16 protein-coding genes, 1 tRNA gene and 2 pseudogenes are annotated in these 19,638 nt (G+C 64.6%); 11 read left to right on the top strand and 8 right to left on the bottom strand.

Annotated elements, in window-relative coordinates:
- Positions 1-784: 784 nt before the first annotated feature.
- From ACNFOC_RS14205 to ACNFOC_RS14185, 5 genes and pseudogenes are all read left to right on the top strand, one after another.
- Complete coding sequence (locus tag ACNFOC_RS14205) at positions 785-2,467, top strand: helix-turn-helix domain-containing protein (protein WP_416959468.1); 1,683 nt, start codon at positions 785-787, stop codon at positions 2,465-2,467.
- A 320-nt stretch (positions 2,468-2,787) separates the two neighbouring features.
- The gene (locus tag ACNFOC_RS14200; protein ID WP_416959467.1) at positions 2,788-3,141 is read left to right on the top strand and encodes a hypothetical protein; all 354 of its coding nucleotides are present in this window, start codon (positions 2,788-2,790) and stop codon (positions 3,139-3,141) included.
- Positions 3,138-4,297, top strand: a pseudogene (locus ACNFOC_RS14195) (DUF3631 domain-containing protein). The gene ACNFOC_RS14200 and the pseudogene ACNFOC_RS14195 overlap by 4 nt, the downstream one beginning before the upstream one ends.
- Positions 4,298-4,423: 126 nt before the next feature.
- Complete coding sequence (locus ACNFOC_RS14190) at positions 4,424-4,834, top strand: helix-turn-helix domain-containing protein (RefSeq protein ID WP_416959466.1); 411 nt, start codon at positions 4,424-4,426, stop codon at positions 4,832-4,834.
- Between the two features lie 72 nt (positions 4,835-4,906).
- A pseudogene (locus tag ACNFOC_RS14185) lies at positions 4,907-6,415 on the top strand (LacI family DNA-binding transcriptional regulator).
- Between the two features lie 79 nt (positions 6,416-6,494).
- Here the strand turns inward: ACNFOC_RS14185 and ACNFOC_RS14180 are convergent.
- Positions 6,495-7,247, bottom strand: coding sequence for a hypothetical protein (locus ACNFOC_RS14180; RefSeq protein WP_416959465.1), 753 nt, complete (start codon positions 7,245-7,247; stop codon positions 6,495-6,497).
- A gap of 104 nt (positions 7,248-7,351) precedes the next feature.
- Entirely contained in the window at positions 7,352-8,692 is a 1,341-nt protein-coding gene (locus tag ACNFOC_RS14175) for an AAA family ATPase (RefSeq protein WP_416959464.1), read from the bottom strand.
- A gap of 149 nt (positions 8,693-8,841) precedes the next feature.
- On the opposite strand from ACNFOC_RS14175, the gene ACNFOC_RS14170 reads away from it, so the two are divergent.
- On the top strand, positions 8,842-9,384 hold the full coding sequence (locus tag ACNFOC_RS14170; RefSeq protein WP_416959463.1) for a hypothetical protein: 543 nt from the start codon (positions 8,842-8,844) through the stop codon (positions 9,382-9,384).
- Between the two features lie 129 nt (positions 9,385-9,513).
- Here the strand turns inward: ACNFOC_RS14170 and ACNFOC_RS14165 are convergent.
- The 3 genes from ACNFOC_RS14165 to ACNFOC_RS14155 form a co-directional block, all read right to left on the bottom strand.
- Positions 9,514-9,587: transfer RNA gene (locus ACNFOC_RS14165), tRNA-Pro, on the bottom strand.
- A gap of 53 nt (positions 9,588-9,640) precedes the next feature.
- Positions 9,641-10,420 (bottom strand): Pr6Pr family membrane protein, encoded by a 780-nt coding sequence (locus ACNFOC_RS14160; RefSeq protein ID WP_416959462.1) that lies wholly within the window; start codon positions 10,418-10,420, stop codon positions 9,641-9,643.
- 379 nt (positions 10,421-10,799) lie between these two features.
- Positions 10,800-11,726 carry a metallophosphoesterase gene (locus ACNFOC_RS14155; RefSeq protein ID WP_416959461.1) on the bottom strand — a complete coding sequence of 309 codons (927 nt, stop codon included), beginning with the start codon at positions 11,724-11,726 and terminating at the stop codon, positions 10,800-10,802.
- Between the two features lie 94 nt (positions 11,727-11,820).
- Here ACNFOC_RS14155 and ACNFOC_RS14150 point away from each other — a divergent pair, with 94 nt between their 5' ends.
- Entirely contained in the window at positions 11,821-12,288 is a 468-nt protein-coding gene (locus ACNFOC_RS14150; protein WP_416959460.1) for a GatB/YqeY domain-containing protein, read from the top strand.
- A 136-nt stretch (positions 12,289-12,424) separates the two neighbouring features.
- Here ACNFOC_RS14150 and ACNFOC_RS14145 read toward each other — a convergent pair whose 3' ends face one another.
- The gene (locus ACNFOC_RS14145) at positions 12,425-14,707 is read right to left on the bottom strand and encodes a transglycosylase domain-containing protein (protein WP_416959459.1); all 2,283 of its coding nucleotides are present in this window, start codon (positions 14,705-14,707) and stop codon (positions 12,425-12,427) included.
- Between the two features lie 407 nt (positions 14,708-15,114).
- Between ACNFOC_RS14145 and wblA the strand changes: the two genes are divergently transcribed.
- Positions 15,115-15,453 (top strand): transcriptional regulator WblA, encoded by a 339-nt coding sequence (gene wblA / locus ACNFOC_RS14140; protein ID WP_019063745.1) that lies wholly within the window; start codon positions 15,115-15,117, stop codon positions 15,451-15,453.
- Between the two features lie 50 nt (positions 15,454-15,503).
- Here wblA and bagB read toward each other — a convergent pair whose 3' ends face one another.
- Positions 15,504-16,937 (bottom strand): ATPase BagB, encoded by a 1,434-nt coding sequence (bagB, locus tag ACNFOC_RS14135; RefSeq protein WP_416959458.1) that lies wholly within the window; start codon positions 16,935-16,937, stop codon positions 15,504-15,506.
- Entirely contained in the window at positions 16,934-17,911 is a 978-nt protein-coding gene (bagA, locus tag ACNFOC_RS14130; protein WP_416959457.1) for an ATPase BagA, read from the bottom strand. Before bagA ends, bagB begins: the two co-directional genes overlap by 4 nt.
- 95 nt (positions 17,912-18,006) lie before the next feature.
- On the opposite strand from bagA, the gene sp36 reads away from it, so the two are divergent.
- The 3 genes from sp36 to ACNFOC_RS14115 all read left to right on the top strand — a co-directional run bounded on the left by sp36 (position 18,007) and on the right by ACNFOC_RS14115 (position 19,601).
- The gene (gene sp36, locus ACNFOC_RS14125) at positions 18,007-18,165 is read left to right on the top strand and encodes a Sp36 family protein (RefSeq protein WP_019063748.1); all 159 of its coding nucleotides are present in this window, start codon (positions 18,007-18,009) and stop codon (positions 18,163-18,165) included.
- Positions 18,162-18,629: a RidA family protein gene (locus ACNFOC_RS14120; protein WP_416959456.1), complete on the top strand. Its 468-nt coding sequence runs from the start codon at positions 18,162-18,164 to the stop codon at positions 18,627-18,629. The genes sp36 and ACNFOC_RS14120 overlap by 4 nt, the downstream gene beginning before the upstream one ends.
- 96 nt (positions 18,630-18,725) lie before the next feature.
- Positions 18,726-19,601, top strand: coding sequence for an NUDIX hydrolase (locus ACNFOC_RS14115; protein ID WP_416959455.1), 876 nt, complete (start codon positions 18,726-18,728; stop codon positions 19,599-19,601).
- Positions 19,602-19,638: the final 37 nt, after the last annotated feature.

Below are 19,638 nucleotides of genomic sequence, written 5' to 3'. Positions count from 1 at the left end.
GGCGAACCATGCCTACATCTCGTGCGCACACGCGATCACTTCCACGTGGTCAGCTTTCCTCGCGAGGGGTAAGCGCAGTTCGTGAAGTCGACCCAGCCACGTGACAGCCACCTGGGTTGCACCCGACCCAGCCGACCGCTAGCGCGAGCGGCCAGGGTGGCTTGGTGCGGTGTCCCCCCAAACGATCACTGGAGAGACAGGAAGGGCCTGATCCTCACTGAGGATCAGGCCCTTCCTGGCGTTTCTCTGTCGGGGTGGCGGGATTTGAACCCACGACCTCTTCGTCCCGAATAAGGTCAGGGAAAGATCCAGACACGGCTAGGAAGGTATCTCCGCAGTTCAAGGTCTTGGTCTGAGTTGGTCTGGCGGGGACTCCAGGGGCTGCTGGGAGAAGATCTTCTCCCAGTTTTCTCCCCGCTTGCTGCTCAGGTCGTAAGCCTCCCCTCAACGGCTCTCGACAAGGGTGCTCCGTGTCCAACTCATGAGTTGACGAAGCAGGCCTAGCGACCTGGCGGATCCGTCCCGAGTGAACGGGAGCACAGCGAGGGCGGGAAGGCTGGCGGCGGTTACCACCAGGATGGGCAATAGACACAACGCGACGAGCAGTACTCGCTGCGCGCCACGTGCCGATCCGGTGATGCAGGGGAGCAGGCTGGTCAAGATCAAGGTGACTCCAGTGGACGAAGACCGACTGAGAGCACCATGCAGCGGGAGCCTTCGATGCAAGAAGCCGCATTGCTTGACTCTTGAGTGCAACAATCGAGGCAAGTGGATGGGGGGTATCTTGAAGCAAAATGGCAGCTCAGAGGGGCGCCGGTCCGAGATCGAGCTGAGCACCTTGCCGGAAGTTGCAGCTCTCGCAACCGAGTTGATGACCTTGTTCAAGGATCTCGGCATCACGCAGCAGCAGTATGCAATAAGGACGAATTTTGACAAAAGTTACATTTCTAGATTTCTGAATGGGCGGCGCGTCGCATCAAGTGAGTTCATTGAACGTCTCTTGCGGGAAGTGGAGAAGCATCGGGGAGTGCAAGTAACGCAGGGGACGCGTACTCGGCTATTTGAACTCCGCTCCAGGGCTTTGTGTGCGTACGATCCCGAACTTCACAAACTGGAAAGTTTGCGAGGTGAGGTTGATCAGTCGCAGCGAGATGTTAAGCGGCTCTTGCTCCATCAAGAAGCATTGGAAATGCTCTTGGAGCAGCGCGAGTCGGAATCTAGAGGGTTACAGCGAGAATTTCTTCAGCTTCAATCTGACTGGATGGCCGACCGCGTGGCCAATGAGGCCGCGGCACTAGTTTCCGAGGGAAATAAGAATCGGCTTGAAGATGAGTGCGAAGGCCTCAAGCAACAGATTGGAAGACTAAAGGAGGAGCTGAGGCTGACTATTGCTCAGAGAAATCGTGCCGAAGAGCGCTGCATAGTTCTAGAAGTGCAAGTGGAAGCTGTTGAGCGGCACATTGCGGAGGAGCTGGAAAGGGAGGGGGTTGATGAAATAGGGGCTCCTATTGAGTATGTCCAGGCGCAGATTGTGGAGCTGGCTGGATCTAGCAGGAGTGCGGTTTATCGAGAGCTCTCAGAATGTGCATACTCGCGTTCCGGTCGTGATATCGCCCAGCTGTGTGTCTGGCTTGAGCGTGAGCTGCCTGGCGACTTATCCGAGCATCTAATGATCGACTACTGTCGGCAGCGTTCGGCTGAGCGTGTGGCAAATTTTGTGCTAGATATTGAAGAGATAGGCTTCAATGAGCGTCGGGGCAAAAGGTTTTCGGTGTCGCCTATCGTGAGGGATATTGGGCGACGGGATTTTGATGAGCTCGTGGAGTTTTGTCGAACTCTGGCCTCGGGTCGTCGGATCAGGACGGTCGGGAAAGATTATATTGCGCTGGCTGAAGTCGTCTCTTCTTGGCTGGTTAAGTATTCCGGAAGGCGGTCATCCCAGAGGGAGAGATTCCTGATCCCTCTTGTTGAAGAACTTGTTCAGCTGGGTGAAGGGGGAGCGGTTTCTCCCCTAGTTGAGCATGCTGCTGGACGAACCCTTTACCCCCTTGAATATCTGGACCATATCTCCGAATCTGATCGATGGGATATTGCTGATATATTCGTGCGAACCTTTGTCTATAAAATAGGCATCAAGTCGCTCGCGAGGGCTGCAGACCCGGTTTTTCGCATGGAGGATCAACGCATGACCGGCTTGTTCCTTGATTACATTCGAGAAACTTACGACGTACACGGTATGGCTCGAATTTTGGTCGACTCTCAGAAGTTGGGGAATCTTCACGAAGTGTTCAACGCTCGAATTATGCAAGAGGCAGTGAATTGGTACGGAAAATCTAAAATTATGGCTGCAGTCGCCAAATATCGCGTGATCGTAATTGGTGGGGACGATGACGTTAGTGGCCAGAAGGATTTCGACACGGCGCGCGCCCAGGTGTTCTCTGCTATCGAGCGAACCGGAAGGACCTAGCGTGACTTGCTCGGGTTTCCAAAAGGGTTAGTAACGGCTGCACCGTCATCGGTTCGAGCGTCCAGCTACGCCACATCGGGCTTGAACGCCGAAACCGCGAGCGTGCGCACGGCCCCGGAGGGCGAGCGCAACGCCACCTTGCTCCGGGCAGCGCGAGCCTTGGGGCGCTTCATCGCGTGGGGCGACCTCCCCAGGGAGCAGGTTGAGGAGGCTCTTCAGTGGGCGGGGGAGCAGGCTGGTCTTGCTCCGCGGTCCTGTGAGGCGACCATTCGCAGCGGTCTGAACTGGTCGATTGCCCGCAACAGTCAGCAGAGGGCGGCATGAGCACCCCGCACCGCCCCTCCCTGAAGAGCCTTCCCGCTACCCCCACCGGTCCGCGCGACGCTGCACAACTGGCGCCCGGTCCGGCCGTGGGCGAGCCCAAAGGCGCCGCCGTAGGCGTCCGCACTGCTCTTCGCTCTGACCTGGGCAGGGGTGACGGCCGGTACCCGGTCGCGTGGCTGTGCATCAGTGCCCCGCGCGGCGCCGTGCCCACCGCCACCTCGAAGTGCCTGTGCGGCAGGGACCGCAGCGCCGTTGGCCACACGAAGGTGCTGGCCCTGATCGCCGATCACACCGCCCACCGCGACGAATGCCCGCTCCGCACCACCCAGGAAGGGAGGGCCGCGGCATGACCACCAATCCGCCGGCGCAACCCACGGACGGCTCCGCCCTGCTCGACGAGGTCGAAGCCTTCCACCGTCGCTTCAACGTCTTCCCCCTCGAGGCGGCCTACGTCGCGGTCACGCTGTGGAACGCGCACCTGCTCGACTGCTTCGACGCCACGCCCCGTATCGCGTTCCTGTCGCCGGAGCCAGGCTCCGGGAAGTCGCGGGCGCTGGAGATCATCGAAACCCTGGTGCCCAAGCCGCTCGTCGCGCCAACGCGTCCGCCTCCGTGCTCTTCCGTGCCGTGTCCACCCTGGAGACCCGTCCCACGATCCTCTTCGACGAGGTCGACACGGTCTTCGGGCCCAAGGCCGGGGACAACGAACCCCTTCGCGGATTCCTCAACGCCGGCCACCGCCGCGGAGTCGGCATGTGGCGCTGCGTCGGGGACGGAGCCAACCAGCAAGTACAGGAGTTCCCGTCGTACTGCGCGGTCGCGATGGCAGGGCTCGGCTCGCTGCCGGACACGATCCTGACCCGCTCGGTCATCATCCGGATGCGCCGCCGCGCGAGGAACGAGTACGTGGAGCCCTACCGCCAGCGCATCCATGAGAAGGAAGGCAACGCGCTGCGGGACAGGCTCACCAACTGGGCGCAGTCCGTGGCGCACTTGGTCGACGGAGTGTTCCCCGAACTGCCCCCGGAGGTCACGGACCGGCCGGCGGACGTCTGGGAACCGCTTCTCGCGGTTGCCGACGCTGCCGGGGGCGAATGGCCGGAGCGAGCCCGCACAGCATGTGTGGAACTGGTCAACGCGGCCAAGGTCGGAGACAAGGGCAGCACCGGTATCCGGCTGCTCACCGACCTGCGCGACCACGTGTTCAACGGCATCGACCGCTTGCCCACCGTCGCCGTTCTCGACCGCCTGCACAGCCTTGACGAGGCGCCGTGGGCGGACATGAGCGGAAAGCCGCTGGACGCGCGGGGGCTGGCGCGGATGCTGCGCGAGTACATGACTGCGGACAACACCCCGGTATCGGCACGGAACATCAAAGCGGGCGGCAGCGTGATGAAGGGCTATTACGCCACGGACCTCCATGACGCGTGGGAGCGCTACTGCCCCCCACCCCCTGAGAGTCCGCTACTTCCGCTACCGCCGCTACCGGGCAGGTCGGAGGCCTGAAAAAGGTAGCGGCAAGGGCGGATTCGTCCGCTACCCGCACCGCTTTATCCGCTACCGGTCCCGCACCACCCCGAGGGCCGGTAGCGGATTCATCCGCTACCGCTACCCCTATCCGCTACCTCGATCATGCCCCTGACCAGGGAGGTAGCGGAGGTAGCGGACCTGACAGGAAGGGGGGGGCCGCCCCCCCCGCCTGCTCGACTCCCAGAGGAGCCCATGAACTCGGGTCAGAAGAATTACGCACTCCCCCCGACGTACTCACCCGCCCAGATTGCCGAAGCGCTCGACTGTTCGGAGCGGTGGGTGAAGGAGCAGGCACGGCGCCGTCGCATCCCGTTCATCCGGAGTGGCAGTGGCTACCGCTTCACGAAGGATCACGTGGAGGAGATATTCCACATTCTTGAGGAGCGTCCCGACCGGGCGAATGCCTCAGAGGCACAAGCGACTTCACCGCGGCGCCGCTCACACGCACCATCGGGTGGTCCTGTGGTGCAGCTCCGGGCGCGCCGCCCACGGCGCGCCCGGAGCGCCGCCTGACAAACGAACACGTTGCACTGGGTGGGAGCCGCAATCGTGGCTCCCACCCAGTGCTTTGCACTGAGAGGGAGCATGGGGTTCGCGGAAGACCGCGGCACGTACTGGCGTGGCCGCTACAAGATCTCAATAGGCAAGTACGGCACGGTCACTGACGCCGTAGGGAACACCATCCGCTTCCGTACGAAGCGCGAAGCCAAGCAGGCCGCCGATGCCGAAGAGGCCAAAGTGCGGGGCGGAACGTGGAAGGACCCTGCGTCTGGACAGATCACCTTTGGGGATTACGCCTCACGTTGGTACGCCGCACAGGACCTGGCAGCATCCACGATGCAGAACTACCGACGCCACTTGGAAGAACACCTGCTTCCAGAGTTCGAAAGCCGCACCCTTGCATCGATCCAGCGCACGGATGTAGACGCCTGGGAGAAGAAGGAGAGGGCGCTTTACGCCGCATCGAGCGTGAAGACGTGGCGCGGCACACTGCACCTTGTCCTTGAGGATGCGGTGGACGACGAACTGATCAGCTCCAACCCCGCCACCAAACGCCGTGGGCGAGGGAAGCGAGCGGGCCGCTCGCGAGACCGAGGGCCCGAGAAGGTCGTCACCGATCCGCTCGGCATCCTCCTATGCGCCGAGCGCGCCTCACTGCTTTCGGGGCGCGACGATGAGTTCGTTGCCATCGTGACCAAGGGCTACACCGGTATGCGGTGGGGTGAAATCGTCGGCCTGGAAGCGCAGTTCATCCGCTCCGCGGCCGTGCGTGTGGAATGGCAGCTCTACGAACTCGACTCAGGCGAGTTCGAGCGCTGCCCGCCCAAGGACGACAGCTACCGCACCATCGACGCTCCCGACTGGCTTGTCCGCCTCTGGACCAAGCATGTCGACCGTACGCAGCCGAGGCCCTGCTCCTGTCACGGCAAGATGTACGTCTTTCGCGGGCAGGGCACGTCCCGGACGGGAGAGACCGGAGCCAAGATGGTGGATGTGGCTCGACGCGCCGGCGTCTCCACCGGCACCGTGTCCAATGTCCTCAACCGGCCGGACGTCGTTGCCGACGCCACCAAGGCGCACGTCCTGGAGGCCATTCAGGAACTCGGGTTTACTCGCGGTGGGGGCGCCGTCGACCAGGCAGATCACTGGCGTCGTAATGGGTTCGCTACGTGGCTTTTCACGCCGGCTGCTTCGGGCTAGTACCCGAAGAAGGCGCCGCAGGAGGCACGGCCTGTACCTCTCCTCGCCCATCCTTGGCCTGGTGTGCCAGCGCGGGGGAGAGGCGACCAAGGGCGTGCAGAAACCTGCTGGGTTCCGGTCGCGAAAGGGCTCACACCCCACGGGTTGCGGCATACGCACAAGACCCGGATGGAGGGGCTTCGCACTCCGCCAAAACTCATGGATGAACGTATGGGGCACATTGACGGCTCAGTACAGGCACGCTACTCCCACATCACACGAGAGATGCGCGAGGAGCTGCTGGCGAACCTCACCGTCGAGTGGGAGGCGTCTTTGGACGCTGGGTTGGCCATGTGCACCACGTCACCGGTTGCCGCACTCAACGAGCTCTTGCAGGTGCGCTTTTCGAGATGACCAACGATCCTGGTGAGGCCGCAACTCGCCTTACCAGGATCGACCAATCCTGCAATCTTGGATTTACATGTTTCCGTGTTCACGGTGAAGATGGAGAGTTAACAGTTTCTTCCAAGTTTGCAGCCCAGGGGTCGTTTTTCAGTCTTCCAGATGCCGAACTTCGAACTATGGCGCACACATGCTTTCTTTCGGTTTGTGACTTGCTCAGATAGCCGAGCTTTTTCCGGAGGAAGACTCCCAAAATCGCAGCAAAATCTTTCCCGTTGAAATAGTGCTTTGCGCCATGAGGGCAGGAAGGTAGTGAGACGGGGGTATTTTCCGTCGCAACGGCTACCAGCGTAGCCAGATCTGGCGGGTCGTTGCTGGCCCTGGCGAGAGCCTGGCAGTAACCGAGAATATTGAATTTGAGTGTACGTTGATCAACTTTATCGGCTGGCTCGGTGCCATCGAAATTTAGCCCCCATCCATTAAGGAAGCTGGCGCGTCGGAGCAGACTAATAGGTTTCGCGATCTCGGCGATCTCGTCCAGAACCTCATCGAGATCTAGCTCGCTTGAGTTTTCTCGCCCGAATGATGTGAGGATTACTCTGAGAGTATCCGGGGTTGCGAGCATTGCCTCCATGTCGGCATTTCGGTATGTGATGATGGGTAGGTCGCTGTTTGTGGTCGACGTTATTTCGTTGTCGAAATCTCTATCTATAACACAAAAGACTTTCTTGGTTCCTGCTTGTACGGTCTCCCTTATGGCTTCTATTGCATTCTTTCGTCCTGCGGCAGAAAAATACATCCAGATTTCTCCGAACGTGTCACCCAGTAGATCTTCGTCGGTCACCCCTTCTAGGATTAGTATCGGTCGATCGTCCGCTTGCCGATGTTGTCTAATGCGATCCGCTAGATTATCGTAGAAGCGTAGTGAGAGTGGATTCGTTGGATCGCTCACTTTACCCCGATCTCCTGCACCAATTCCCAGTGCCCTTTGACAATAGCTGCAGAATGAGTCGCCAAGATAACTTGAAGGTCCTGAATCTTGGCCACGCGGCTGATGTCGTCAAGGAATGCATGCTGCCAGGCTGCATGCATGGAGATCTCTGGTTCGTCGATGAGAACGATTGATCCAGGCGTCGCCGAGAACAGGAGGGCCGTGAATAGAACTACTAGGTGCTGTTCTCCCGACGAAAGAGAAGCGACAGGAATCTGCTCTCCATTAATAGTGCTTGTAAACTCCAATCCGCGCGTTGAGTCGTACTGTACTGTTTTAAATCGCAGCTTTCCTTTCAAGATTGCCCGCAATGCCTGAAGGCGATCGTTTACTGGGAGTAGAGGCTCAAATTTCTTTCTCCAGTCCTGGACGAACTGGGTGAGGATTCCTCTCTCGAACGGAGTTAGATCTCGGTCCGGAAACTCCATCAACTCTGGCAGTGCGGAAAGCCCGTTACTGTGAAGCTCTGCTCCAAGAGCATGTACCTCGTTGTACATGCGCTGCAGTCGTTCCATAGAAGCTGGCCGACGATATGACTGTCCTGGTTTATCGGAGAGAATGCGCATCGGGAAGGACTGGTCGCGCTCCTGGCTAATCGCCAAAGATGCTTCGCGCGCCTGTGCTACTTGCGCATCAATCCGCGCAAGATGCATATCCAAAATTGATCGATGTTTGTGGCGGCGTGTTTGGAGATGTCGCGGGGAACCAGGCGGCCGTGTATGCAGGCGCTTTGTATCAATCATCACGGCCTCGGTGTTGAGCATTGTCCTGAGCCAGCTATTCTTGGGGATTGGGTATTTTCGCTCCGGCGGCAGCTGCTCCTCAAAAGCCGGGGTCCAGCTAGCGGTGAAATTAGGAGGAGCAAGGTCTGTGATGTAATGAGTATCCATGGCGTCCGCTGGGCTTATCCAAGTTGGTGAGATGCTCATTGTAGAAGTAGTGCTAGTCTGGCTGTGTTCGATGATTTCATCTGAAGAGATGTGAATGGGCGAATGTTCTCGCCCGTCACGCGAAGTTCCTCGGAACGCGAGAATCGAGGCCTCGCGCTTCTTGGGTGTACGCCTGATGACTTCTAGCTTTTGGCCATTCTGGAAGGTTAGCCTCAGTTCCTGGTACGGCGCCGAAGCGAGATACGCGAAGTCGAAGTCGAAGACTGACTTTACGAGTTTAAGTGTTTGGGTCTTTCCGGATCCATTAGGTCCGGAAATGATGGTTGCGTATGGCTCATCGGAAAGGGTGATCTTATGGTCGAAAGTATTGAAGAGGCCGATAACTTCGATTAGGGCAAGATGCTTCAACGCTTGCTCCTTGGGTGTCGAGCGGGTGACAGGCTGTTGACTAGATAAGCACAACCCGTGGTGTATGTGCACGGTTCGATGTCTACCGCTTGGCGCACCCGGAGTGGGAGGGCACGCCGCAGTGCCTTGTGCCGGAGAAGAGCAGCGGGATGAAGGTCACCCGAAAGGCGAGCGAGGCAGTCGAGGTCAAGCGACGCGAGGCCGAGCTGAGCGGCCGGTTCCTCGCGTTCCTCAACGAGCAGGGACATGTGGTCGAACGGTTCAAGATCCGTGTGAAGGGGCTGACGTCCACCTTCTTCACAGACCTGTATGACCAGACCGACAACGCCTTGTACGAGCTCAAGGGGAGCAGCAGCCGCAACGCCGTACGGATGGCCGTGGGGCAACTCCTTGACTACCGCCGGCACATCCCACCAAAGAGCGCGAAGCTCGTCGTGGTGCTACCCAAGCAACCGGAAGACGACTTGGCTGACCTAGTCGAATCCGCAGGCATGAAACTCGTGTACGAGGACGGGGACAACTTCGTCGGATGGCCAGCACTCCTAGGCCATGGGGGCCGCGCCCGGTTGTTCGTCGCTAGCTCACAGCACGTGGTTCCCCGCACAGCACGGCATGCCAGGCAAGGATGTGAGGTGGGCCCGGCTCGGCTGCCGTGGGTATTGCCCGTGGGGCGTAACCTCGACGGCTCGTAGGGCGTCTGAAGGCACTCTCCGGGAGAGAGATTTCAAGATCTTCTCCCAGATTTCTCCCAACGTGCCCCAGGAACCACTCAGGGGCCCGACCCGCACTGCGGATCAGGCCCCTGACCTGGTACTTCACTGTCGGGGTGGCGGGATTTGAACCCACGACCTCTTCGTCCCGAACGAAGCGCGCTGCCAAGCTGCGCTACACCCCGATGTCGCCACTCACCTTGCCGAGCTGCTGCTCACCGTGGCGACGTCGTTTACTTTAGCCCACCGGTGGCCGGAGACGAAATCCGGTTTTGGCGCGGTGGCGGATCGGGTTGGGGCGGGCGTGGTCGAGGGCCACGAGGAGGACGGAGAGGGCGTAGAAGGCGAGGCCGAGGAGGAGGGCGTTGCCCAGGACGCTCTTGTAGCCGTGCCGTTCGACGTCCAGGAAGGAGTAGAGATAGCGGCCCGGTGTGCCGGGGAGGATCAGCTCGCCCCGGCCCAGTGACACCGCGAGGTACGTCATCGGATAGAGCAGCCATGTCGCCGCCATCCGCAGGTGCAGCCGGCCGGGGGCGGTCAGCAGCAGCCAGTCGATCACCGCCGCGATCGGGGTCACCGTGTGCAGGACTTGGTTTGTCACCGCCTGCCAGCCGCTGAGGGTTCCGCCCGTCATCGCGAACGGGCTCGACGCGTGCGCCAGGACCAGGTGATACACCAGGCCGGTGATCGTGATGTACAGCAGTGCCGCGCCCGTGACCAGGGGCGAGAGGGGGCGGCGGGCCGTCCAGGCTCGGCGGGCCGTGGCGATCATGACCAGAGCCAGCAGGATGTTGCTCTGGATCGTGAAGTAGGTCAGCACCCGGATCGGGCTGCCGAGGAACAGGTCGACGGTCACCGCCGCTGCCGCCACCAACGCGACCAGCAGTCGGTACACCGCCGTCAGCGGACGGCGGTAGGGGGCCACCACCGCGGTGGCGGGAACGGGTGAGGCGAACAGTGCGGGCATGCCGGGTACCGCGGGGAGGTCCGGGATGTCCCTGGGTATCGGGGCGGTCATGCCCTCACGCTAGGCAGCGGGGACGAATCGGGCGATACGGGTGGGCTGGACGAGGTACCCCACCGCAGCTGGCGGTACCTGCCCGTCTCCCGCCCCGAGCCCCCGGTACCTACCTTGTCTCCGCTCCCGAGCCCGCGGTACCTGCCTGTCTCCTGCTCCCGAGCGCCGGTACCCGCCGGTCTCCCGCCCCGAGCCTCGGTACCTACCTGAATCCCGCTTTCGAGCCCGCGGCGCCTCCCCGGCGCCCGCTCCGAACCCGCGGCGCCTCCCCGGCGCCCGCTCCGAGCCCGCGGCGCCTCCCCGGCGCCCGCTCCGAGCCCGCGGCACCCGCCCGTCTCCCGCCCCGAGCCCCAGTACCTACTCCCTACTACCTAACTCCCTACTCCCGCCCCACCAACGTCAACAACGTAGCCTCCGGCGGACAAGCGAACCGCACCGGCGTGTACCGGTTCGTCCCGCACCCCGCCGACACGTGCAGGTACGACGTCCGGCCCTCCGCCGTATGCCGGGACAGTCCCTTCACCCGGTCCGTGTCCAGGTCGCAGTTGGTCACCAGGGCGCCGTAGAACGGGATGCAGAGCTGGCCGCCGTGGGTGTGGCCGCCGAGGATCAGGGGGTAGCCGTCTGCCGTGAACGCGTCCAGCGCCCGTAGGTACGGCGCGTGCACCACGGCCATCGAGAAGTCGGCGTCGTCCGACGGGCCGCCAGCCACGCGCGCGTAGCGGTCGCGTTTGATGTGCGGGTCGTCCAGGCCGGTCAACTCCACGGACGCGCCCTCGAGTTTCAGCGTGCCGCGGGTGTTCGTCAGGTTGAGCCAGCCCGCCGCGTCGAAGCCGTCCCGCAGGTCCTCCCACGGGTTGTGGATGGCTCCTACGACGGGCGGGTTGCCGTTCAGCCCGTGGCGGCCCGCGGTCTTCTCGAACAAGTACCGGACGGGATTACGGGGTTTGGGGCCGTAGTAGTCGTTCGAGCCGAAGACGTACGCCCCCGGGAACTCCATCAGTGGGCCGAGCGCGTCCAGGACCTCCGGGATGGCCTCCGGGTCGGAGAGGTTGTCGCCGGTGTTGAGCACGAAGTCGGGGCGCAGGCCCGCGAGCGAGCGCAGCCAGCGCTGCTTCTTGCGCTGGCCGCCGACCATGTGGATGTCGGAGACCTGGAGGACTCTGAGCGGGCGCATGCCGGCCGGCAGCACCGGGACCGTCACCCGGCGCAGACGGAAGGAGCGGACCTCGAAGGCCGCCGCGTAGACGACGCCGGCGGCGCCGGCCGCCGCAATTCCCAGGGGTACTCCGTATCGCGCGCGCATACCGCCATCGTGTCAGACCCCACTGACACCCCGTCCGCCAGTGCCCGGTAAATCGGCGGGCGGAGCCGGTTGCGCACCTGCGAGAATCAAACCCATGACCACCACGCTCAAGGCGAAGCTGCAGGAAGACCTCAACACCGCGATCAAGGCGCAGGACAAGCTGCGCTCCTCCACGCTCCGGCTGACGCTCGCCGCGATCACCAAGGAGGAGGTCGCGGGCAAGGAGAAGCGCGAACTCTCCGACGACGAGATCCTCAAGGTGATCACCAAGGAGGCGAAGAAGCGCCGTGAGGCCGCGGACGCCTTCGCGCAGGGCGGCCGTCCCGAGTCGGCCGCGCAGGAGAAGGCGGAGGGCGAGATCCTCGCCGAGTACCTGCCCAAGCAGCTCGGCGACGAGGAGCTGACCGCGATCGTCTCCCAGGCCGTCGAGGAGGCCAAGGCGGCCGGAGCCGAGGGCCCGCGCGCCATGGGCGCCGTCATGAAGATCGTGAACCCGAAGGTCGCCGGCCTCGCCGAGGGCGGCCGCGTCGCCGCCGTGGTGAAGAAGCTGCTCGCCGGCTGACCCACCGGCCGTATACAGACGTGCCGCTACGACGACGGGGGCGCCCCTTGTGGAAAGGGGCGCCCCCGTCGTCGTAGACGAAGAAGCGAAGAACTAGAAGAACTACTAGAAGAACTAACTGCCGACAGCCGGGGTGCTAGCCCCTGTTGCCGCCGTTCCCGTTGCCGTTGTCGCCGCCGTTCGACGTGCCCTGGATGAAGCCGTCGGGGAGGGAGAACGTCGGGGTCGGGGTGGTGCCGCCGTCGGTCGTGCCAGTGGTGGTGCCGTCGGTGGTCACCCCGCCGTTGTCGTCGCCCCCGTCGTCGTTGTTCTTGCCGCCGTCGTTGCCCTTGTCCTTGTCCTTCTTGACGGGGTCCGGGATGTTGACGAGCTGGAAGTTCTCGACCTGCTTGCCCTCCAGGGCGCCGGACATGGCGTCCTTCCAGATCGGGCCGGGGGTGTCGGCGCCGTAGACCTCGTCGTGCCAGACGCCGCCGATGCGGATGCTGGTCATCTCGACGTTCTGCTTGGGGCTGCCGACCCAGACCGCGCCGGCCAGGTTCGGGGTGTAGCCGACGAACCAGGCGTTCTTGCGGGAGTCCGTCGTACCCGTCTTACCGGCGCTCTCGCGGTCGGTGAGGCCGGCCTCCTGGCCGGTGCCGGAGTCGACCACGCCGCGCAGCACGGTGTTGATCGTGTCGGCGGTCTTCTTGCTCATCGCCCGCGAGCAGGTGGACTTGGGGACGGCGAGCGACTTCTGCTCGTTGCCCACCTTCTGGGTGATGGACTCGATGGCGATCGGCGTGCAGTACGTGCCCTCGTTGGCGAAGGTCGCGTACGCGGAGGCCATCGTCAGCGGCGAGAGGCCCTTGGAACCGAGCGCGATGGCCGGGACCTCGGGGATCTTGTCGCCGTTGCCCTGCACGACCCCGAGCTTGTTGGTCATGCTCACCACGGGGCACAGACCGATGTCGGAGATCATCTGCACGAAGTAGGTGTTGACCGACTTGGCCATCGCCTCCTTCAGCGCGTACGGACCCTTCTCCGACTCGCTCTCGTTCTCCACCGTCGCGCCGCCGGTGTTGACCCAGTTCTTGCCGCTACAGGTCGAGACGGGGCTGGGGTAGTCCATCGAGTACGGCGCCGGGTACTGCTGGGTGGCCGGCAGGCCCTGCTCCAGCGCGGCCGCGGCGACGAACGGCTTGAACGTCGAACCGGTCGGGAAGCCGAAGTTCGAGCCGCCCATGTCGGCGTTGACCGAGTAGTTGTACTCGGTCTCGTTCTTCCCGTAGCCGTACGGCCTCGACTGGCCCATGCCGAGGATCTTGCCGGTGCCGGGTTCGACGAGGGTGGCCGCCGCGGCGACCGAGTCCGACTTGTAGATGTGGTCCTTGAGCGAGGCCTGCACCGAGTCCTGCGCCTGCGGGTCCAGCGTCGTACGGATCGTCAGGCCGCCCTGGTTCCAGATCTTCGCCCGGGCCTCCTTGGTCTTGCCGAAGACCGGGTCGCTCAGGAAGACGTTCTCGACGTACTTGCAGAAGAAGCTGGCGCCCTTGACCGCGGTGATGCAGCCGTTCTTCGGCTGGCTGACCTTCAGGCCGAGGTCGGTCTTCTCGGCCGCCAGTGCCTCCGCCTTGGAGATGTCGCCGACCTCGGCCATGCGGGCCAGCACGGTGTTGCGCCGCTTCTTGGCCTCGGCCTCGTCGTTGATCGGGTCGTAGCGCGTGGGCGACTGGACGATGCCCGCGAGGAGCGCCGACTGCTGGAGGTTCAGGTCCTTGGCGTGCTTGGAGAAGTAGCGCTCGGACGCGGCCTCGACGCCGTAGGCCTGCTCGCCGAAGAAGGTGATGTTCAGGTAGTTCTCGAGGATCTTCTTCTTGCCGAGCTTCTCTTCGATCTGGATCGCGTACTTCAGTTCCTTGACCTTGCGGCCGAGGGTCTGCTGGGTGGCCTGCGCGACCTTCGTCGGGTCGTCGCCGGCCTCCTCGACGAAGTAGTTCTTCACCAGCTGCTGGGTGAGGGTCGAGGCTCCCTGGGAGACCCCGCCGCTCTGCGCGTTCTTGTTGAGGGCGCGCAGGACGCCCTTCAGGTCGATCGCGCCGTGCTGGTAGAAGCGCGAGTCCTCGATCGCGACGATCGCCTTCTGCATGTACGGCGAGATCTCCTTGAGCTCCACCACCGTGCGGTCACGGGAGTAGACCGAGGCGATCTGGTTGCCCTTGCTGTCCAGGATCGTGGTGCGCTGGCTCAGCTGAGGGCTCTTCAGACTGTCCGGGATGTCGTCGAATCCCTGGACCGACCCCTTGGCGGCGAGTCCCAGCGCGCCGGCGGCGGGCATCGCGATCCCGGCCATGACGGCACCGGCGAGCACACTGACACCGAGGAACTTGGCGGCCTGTTGCAGAGGGGACAGACCACCACCCGAGCGCTTTTTTGGCATGGGGGCAGCCTACGTTCTCATTCGCCGGACACGTGTATAGGCCTTGGCCTAAGCTGCTCTCAACTGTCACAGCAGAGCGGTCACGTATCAATACGTCCGGCGACCCCGAATCGTTCCGGTCGTTCCCCAGTTTTTTCTCGGGGGCGTGTCTGAATCCGCCCCCTGTGTCACCTGGTGCCCCTTGTGGCGCATGTCAACTGTCCCGCTTCGCCGGGAAAGTCACGCATGTCGCCAGCTCACTCCCCCGGGTGATCTGCCGCTTACCCATAGTCCGTTCGGGCCATTCAAGATTGGGCCCGAAGGGGGTGTTGCGCTGTGCCCACCTTCCGTAACGTCCTCAACTGGCGGCGGTGAATATGCCGCTGCCGCCGTGGGGGAGCCTCGATTCGGGAGAGGACGGCGCCGGTATGGGCTGGGTTACCGACTGGAGTGCGCAGGCGGCCTGCCGCACTACCGATCCGGATGAACTGTTCGTTCAAGGAGCAGCGCAGAACAGGGCGAAGGCAGTGTGCACCGGATGTCCGGTACGCACGGAGTGCCTCGCCGATGCGCTCGACAACCGCGTCGAATTCGGCGTGTGGGGAGGAATGACGGAGCGGGAGCGCCGCGCACTGCTGCGCAGGCGGCCCACTGTCACTTCATGGCGCCGGCTACTGGAGACCGCGCGTATCGAGTACGAACGAGGGGTCGGCATCATCCCCCTCGACGACGACGAGATCTACGAGAACTACGCGGCGGTGGGCTGACGCCGGTCCCGTAGGGGCCGATCGACCCCGGGCGATCCCCGGGGCGCGCGTCAGACCTTCGTCTCGGGCAGCTCCGGCCGACCGGCCGCGAGCCGGTTCCCGATGTCCCGCAGCCCCGCGAGGTCGTGTACATCGCCGGGCAGCGCGGCCACTTCGGCCACGGCCACCTCGGGGTGGCGTGCGGTGAAGCGGTCACGTGTGCGCTGCTCACGTGAGAGCAGCCGCATCCGTTCGGCATGCAACTTGAGCAGGCCTGCGGTGAGTTGGTCCACGGATCGCTCGTCGTCGGTCGGCTGATCGTCGGTGTCGTCCGTGGCGGCGGACCGCTCCTGGTCCGTGTCGGCGGGGGAGCCTTCGTCAGGAGCTGCGGCGCGAACTGCTGCCTCGGTGGCGGGCGATGAAGCGGGAGATTCTGAACTGCCGTACGTGTCGGGAGAGTTACGAAGTCCAGCTTTCCCGTCCATCTGATCGACAATGCGGGGCTCCTCAAGATTTTCCGCGGCGGCGAGTGCCCGCTCGGCCGACAGCCGGGCGGCTCCGCTGCCGTGGACCCGGTTGAGGACCAGACCGGCCAGCGGCATCTCCTCGGCCGCCAGCCGCTCCACGAAGTACGCGGCCTCGCGCAACGCGTCCCGCTCCGGGGCCGCGACCACCAGGAACGCCGTGCCGGGCGCCTGGAGCAGCTTGTACGTCGCGTCCGCGCGCGTGCGGAAGCCGCCGAAGGTGGTGTCCATCGCGGCCACGAACGTCTGGACGTCCTTGAGGAGTTGACCGCCGAGCAGCTTGCCGATCGTGCCGGTCATCATCGACATGCCGACGTTCAGGAACTTCATCCCGGCCCGGCCGCCCAGCTTCGCCGGCGCGGTCAGCAGCCGGATCAGCTTGCCGTCCAGGAACGAGCCGAGACGTTTCGGCGCGTCCAGGAAGTCGAGCGCCGAGCGGGACGGCGGGGTGTCCACCACGATCAGGTCCCAGTCGTGCTGGGCGCGCAGCTGGCCCAGCTTCTCCATCGCCATGTACTCCTGCGTGCCCGCGAAGCCCGCCGAAAGCGATTGGTAGAACGGGTTGTTGAGGATCGCGGCCGCCCGCTCGCGGTCCGCGTGCGCCTCGACGATCTCGTCGAAGGTGCGCTTCATGTCGAGCATCATGGCGTGCAGTTCGCCGTCCCCGTCGACGCCCTTCACGCGCCTCGGGGTGTTGTCCAGCGAGTCGATGCCCATGGACTGGGCGAGCCGCCGGGCCGGGTCGATGGTCAGGACGACGACCCGGCGCCCCCGCTCGGCGGCACGCAGCCCGAGCGCCGCCGCGGTGGTCGTCTTGCCGACCCCGCCCGAGCCGCAGCACACGACGATGCGTGTCTCCGGGTCGTCGATCAGCGGATCCACGTCGAGCACGCGCGCGTGGGAGATGTGGTGGGAGCGGGCGGTGTCCTGTGAACGGGAGCCGTGGGCGGTGTCCTGCGCGCGGGCCGGTTCCGGACTCATGACATCCCCTGCTTCCGCAGCTCGGTGGCGAGTTCGTACAGGCCCGCGAGGTCCATGCCCTCGGCGAGCAACGGCAGTTCGTGCAACGGCAGGCCCTGCTCGCCGAGTACGGCCCGCTGATCGTGCTCCAGGGCGTACCGCTCCGCGTACTCCTCGGCCTGCGCGAGCAGCGGGTCCACCAGCTTCTCGGCATTGCCGCCGCGCCGGGCCCCACCGAGGCCCGCGGCGGACAGCGCCTGGGCCACGGCGGTGCGCGGCACGGCCCGTACGAGATCGAGGTCGGTCGCGTCCAGCACCTCGGGGCGCACCATGTTCACGATGATCCGGCCCACCGGCAGCCGCGCGGCTCGCAGTTCGGCGATGCCGTCCGCGGTTTCCTGGACGGGCATCTCCTCAAGGAGCGTCACCAGGTGCACGGCCGTCTCCGGGGACTTCAGCACCCGCATCACCGCCTGCGCCTGATTGTGTATCGGGCCGATCTTCGCGAGCCCGGCGACCTCGTCGTTGACGTTCAGGAAGCGGGTGATGCGGCCCGTCGGCGGCGCGTCCATCACGACGTAGTCGTAGGCGAACCGCCCGCTCTTCTCCTTGCGGCGTACGGCCTCGCAGGCCTTGCCGGTCAGGAGGACGTCCCGGAGGCCGGGCGCGACCGTGGTGGCGAAGTCGATCGCGCCGAGTTTCTTCAGGGCGCGGCCCGCGCTGCCGAGTTTGTAGAACATCTGGAGGTAGTCCAGAAGGGCCCGTTCGGGGTCGATGGCCAGCGCGTACACCTCCCCGCCCCCGGGAGCGACGGCGATCTTCCGCTCCTCATAGGGCAGCGTCTCCGTCTCGAAGAGCTGCGCGATGCCCTGGCGACCCTCGACCTCGACGAGAAGCGTCCGCTTCCCCTCGGTGGCCAGGGCCAGCGCGAGGGCTGCGGCCACCGTGGTCTTGCCGGTACCGCCCTTGCCACTGACGACCTGGAGCCTGCTCACGCCTTCGAGCCTAACCAGTCCGCGCCCGAACCAAGCGGGAGGCTGTGGATAACGCGACCACTGACGGCCGGTTCGCAGCGGCTAAAGTCGGCCGCATGACCAAGTGGGAATACTCGACTGTGCCGCTGCTCGTCCACGCCACGAAGCAGATTCTGGACACCTGGGGCGAGGACGGCTGGGAGCTCGTCCAGGTCGTGCCCGGGCCGAACAACCCCGAGCAACTGGTGGCCTACCTCAAGCGGGAGAAGGCATGAGCGCCGTCGACGCCCGGCTGGCCGAGCTCGGTCTGACCCTGCCGGCGGTCGTCCCGCCGCTCGCCGCGTACCAGCCGGCCGTGCGGTCCGGGGTGTACGTGTACACCTCCGGCCAGCTGCCCATGGTGGACGGCAAGCTCCCCGTCACCGGCAAGGTGGGCGCCGAGGTCACCGCCGAGGAGGCCAAGGAACTGGCCCGCACCTGCGCGCTGAACGCCCTCGCGGCGGTCAAGTCCGTCACCGGCGACCTGGACCGCGTCGCGCGCGTGGTGAAGGTCGTCGGCTTTGTCGCCTCGGCCTCCGACTTCACCGGCCAGCCCGGTGTCATCAACGGCGCCAGCGAGCTCCTCGCCGAGGTCCTCGGCGACAAGGGCGTGCACGCGCGGAGCGCGGTCGGCGTGGCGGTACTGCCGCTGGACTCGCCGGTCGAGGTCGAGATCCAGGTGGAGCTGACGCAGGCGTAGTCGCCGTCCCGGAGTGCGCGATCGGGCGTAAGCGCTGTCCAGGGGCACGTGTGGTTGCCTCTCGAACATCCGCGCACTACGGGATAGCCTCCGCCCATGGCGAACGGTCAGTGGTACCCGGCGGAGTGGCCCGAGCGCATCCGGGCGCTCGCGGAGGGCCGGCTCACGCCGGTGGTGCCCCGGCGGGCGGCCACGGTGATGCTCCTCAGGGACACCGGACCCGACACCGGCCCCGCCGTCCACATGCTGCGCAGACGCGCCTCCATGGCTTTCGCCGGGGGCGCGTACGCGTACCCGGGCGGCGGTGTCGATCCGCGCGACGACGACCACCACGTCCGCTGGGCGGGCCCCACGCGCGCGTGGTGGGCGAACCGGCTGGGCGTCGACGAGACGGCGGCCCAGGCGATCGTGTGCGCGGCCGTACGGGAGACGTACGAGGAGGCGGGCGTCCTGCTCGCCGGCCCGACCCCCGACTCCGTGGTCGGCGACACCACAGGCGCCGACTGGGAGACCGACCGTGCCGCCCTGGTCGCCCGTGACCTGTCCTTCGCGGAGTTCCTCGACCGCCGCGGCCTGGTCCTGCGCTCCGACCTTTTGGGCGCGTGGGCCCGCTGGATCACCCCGGAGTTCGAGACCCGCCGCTATGACACCTGGTTCTTCGTGGCCGTCCTCCCGGAGGGGCAGCGCACCCGCAACGCCTCCACGGAGGCCGACCGCACGGTGTGGATCACCCCGGGCGATGCGGCGGCGTCGTACGACAAGGGCGACCTGACGATGATGCCGCCCACCATCGCGACCCTGCGCGGACTGATCCCGTACGGCAGCGCGGCCGAGGCGTTGTCGGCGGCCCCGGAGCGCGATCTGACGCCTGTCCTCGCCCGGGCCCGCTTGGAGGCCGACGAGGTCGTCCTGTCCTGGCCGGGCCACGAGGAGTTCACGAAGCGCATCCCTACGGGTGGGGCGCCCGCATGACCACCCCACCGAACGACACCCTCGCCACCCCCAAGGA

The sequence above is a fragment of the Streptomyces colwelliae genome, from assembly GCF_048158785.1.
Taxonomy (GTDB): Bacteria; Actinomycetota; Actinomycetes; order Streptomycetales; family Streptomycetaceae; genus Streptomyces.
This window is presented reverse-complemented; position numbering and strand designations above follow the sequence as displayed.

Excerpts from the sequence above, each read along its gene's own strand:
- ACNFOC_RS14200 (WP_416959467.1), top strand. The coding sequence starts at position 2,788 with ATGAGCACCCCGCACCGCCCCTCCCTGAAGAGCCTTCCCGCTACCCCC.
- ACNFOC_RS14190 (WP_416959466.1), top strand. The coding sequence starts at position 4,424 with ATGCCCCTGACCAGGGAGGTAGCGGAGGTAGCGGACCTGACAGGAAGG.
- ACNFOC_RS14170 (WP_416959463.1), top strand. The coding sequence starts at position 8,842 with ATGAAGGTCACCCGAAAGGCGAGCGAGGCAGTCGAGGTCAAGCGACGC.
- ACNFOC_RS14160 (WP_416959462.1), bottom strand. The coding sequence starts at position 10,420 with ATGACCGCCCCGATACCCAGGGACATCCCGGACCTCCCCGCGGTACCC.
- ACNFOC_RS14155 (WP_416959461.1), bottom strand. The coding sequence starts at position 11,726 with ATGCGCGCGCGATACGGAGTACCCCTGGGAATTGCGGCGGCCGGCGCC.
- ACNFOC_RS14150 (WP_416959460.1), top strand. The coding sequence starts at position 11,821 with ATGACCACCACGCTCAAGGCGAAGCTGCAGGAAGACCTCAACACCGCG.
- ACNFOC_RS14145 (WP_416959459.1), bottom strand. The coding sequence starts at position 14,707 with ATGCCAAAAAAGCGCTCGGGTGGTGGTCTGTCCCCTCTGCAACAGGCC.
- wblA (WP_019063745.1), top strand. The coding sequence starts at position 15,115 with ATGGGCTGGGTTACCGACTGGAGTGCGCAGGCGGCCTGCCGCACTACC.
- bagB (WP_416959458.1), bottom strand. The coding sequence starts at position 16,937 with ATGAGTCCGGAACCGGCCCGCGCGCAGGACACCGCCCACGGCTCCCGT.
- sp36 (WP_019063748.1), top strand. The coding sequence starts at position 18,007 with ATGACCAAGTGGGAATACTCGACTGTGCCGCTGCTCGTCCACGCCACG.
- ACNFOC_RS14120 (WP_416959456.1), top strand. The coding sequence starts at position 18,162 with ATGAGCGCCGTCGACGCCCGGCTGGCCGAGCTCGGTCTGACCCTGCCG.
- ACNFOC_RS14115 (WP_416959455.1), top strand. The coding sequence starts at position 18,726 with ATGGCGAACGGTCAGTGGTACCCGGCGGAGTGGCCCGAGCGCATCCGG.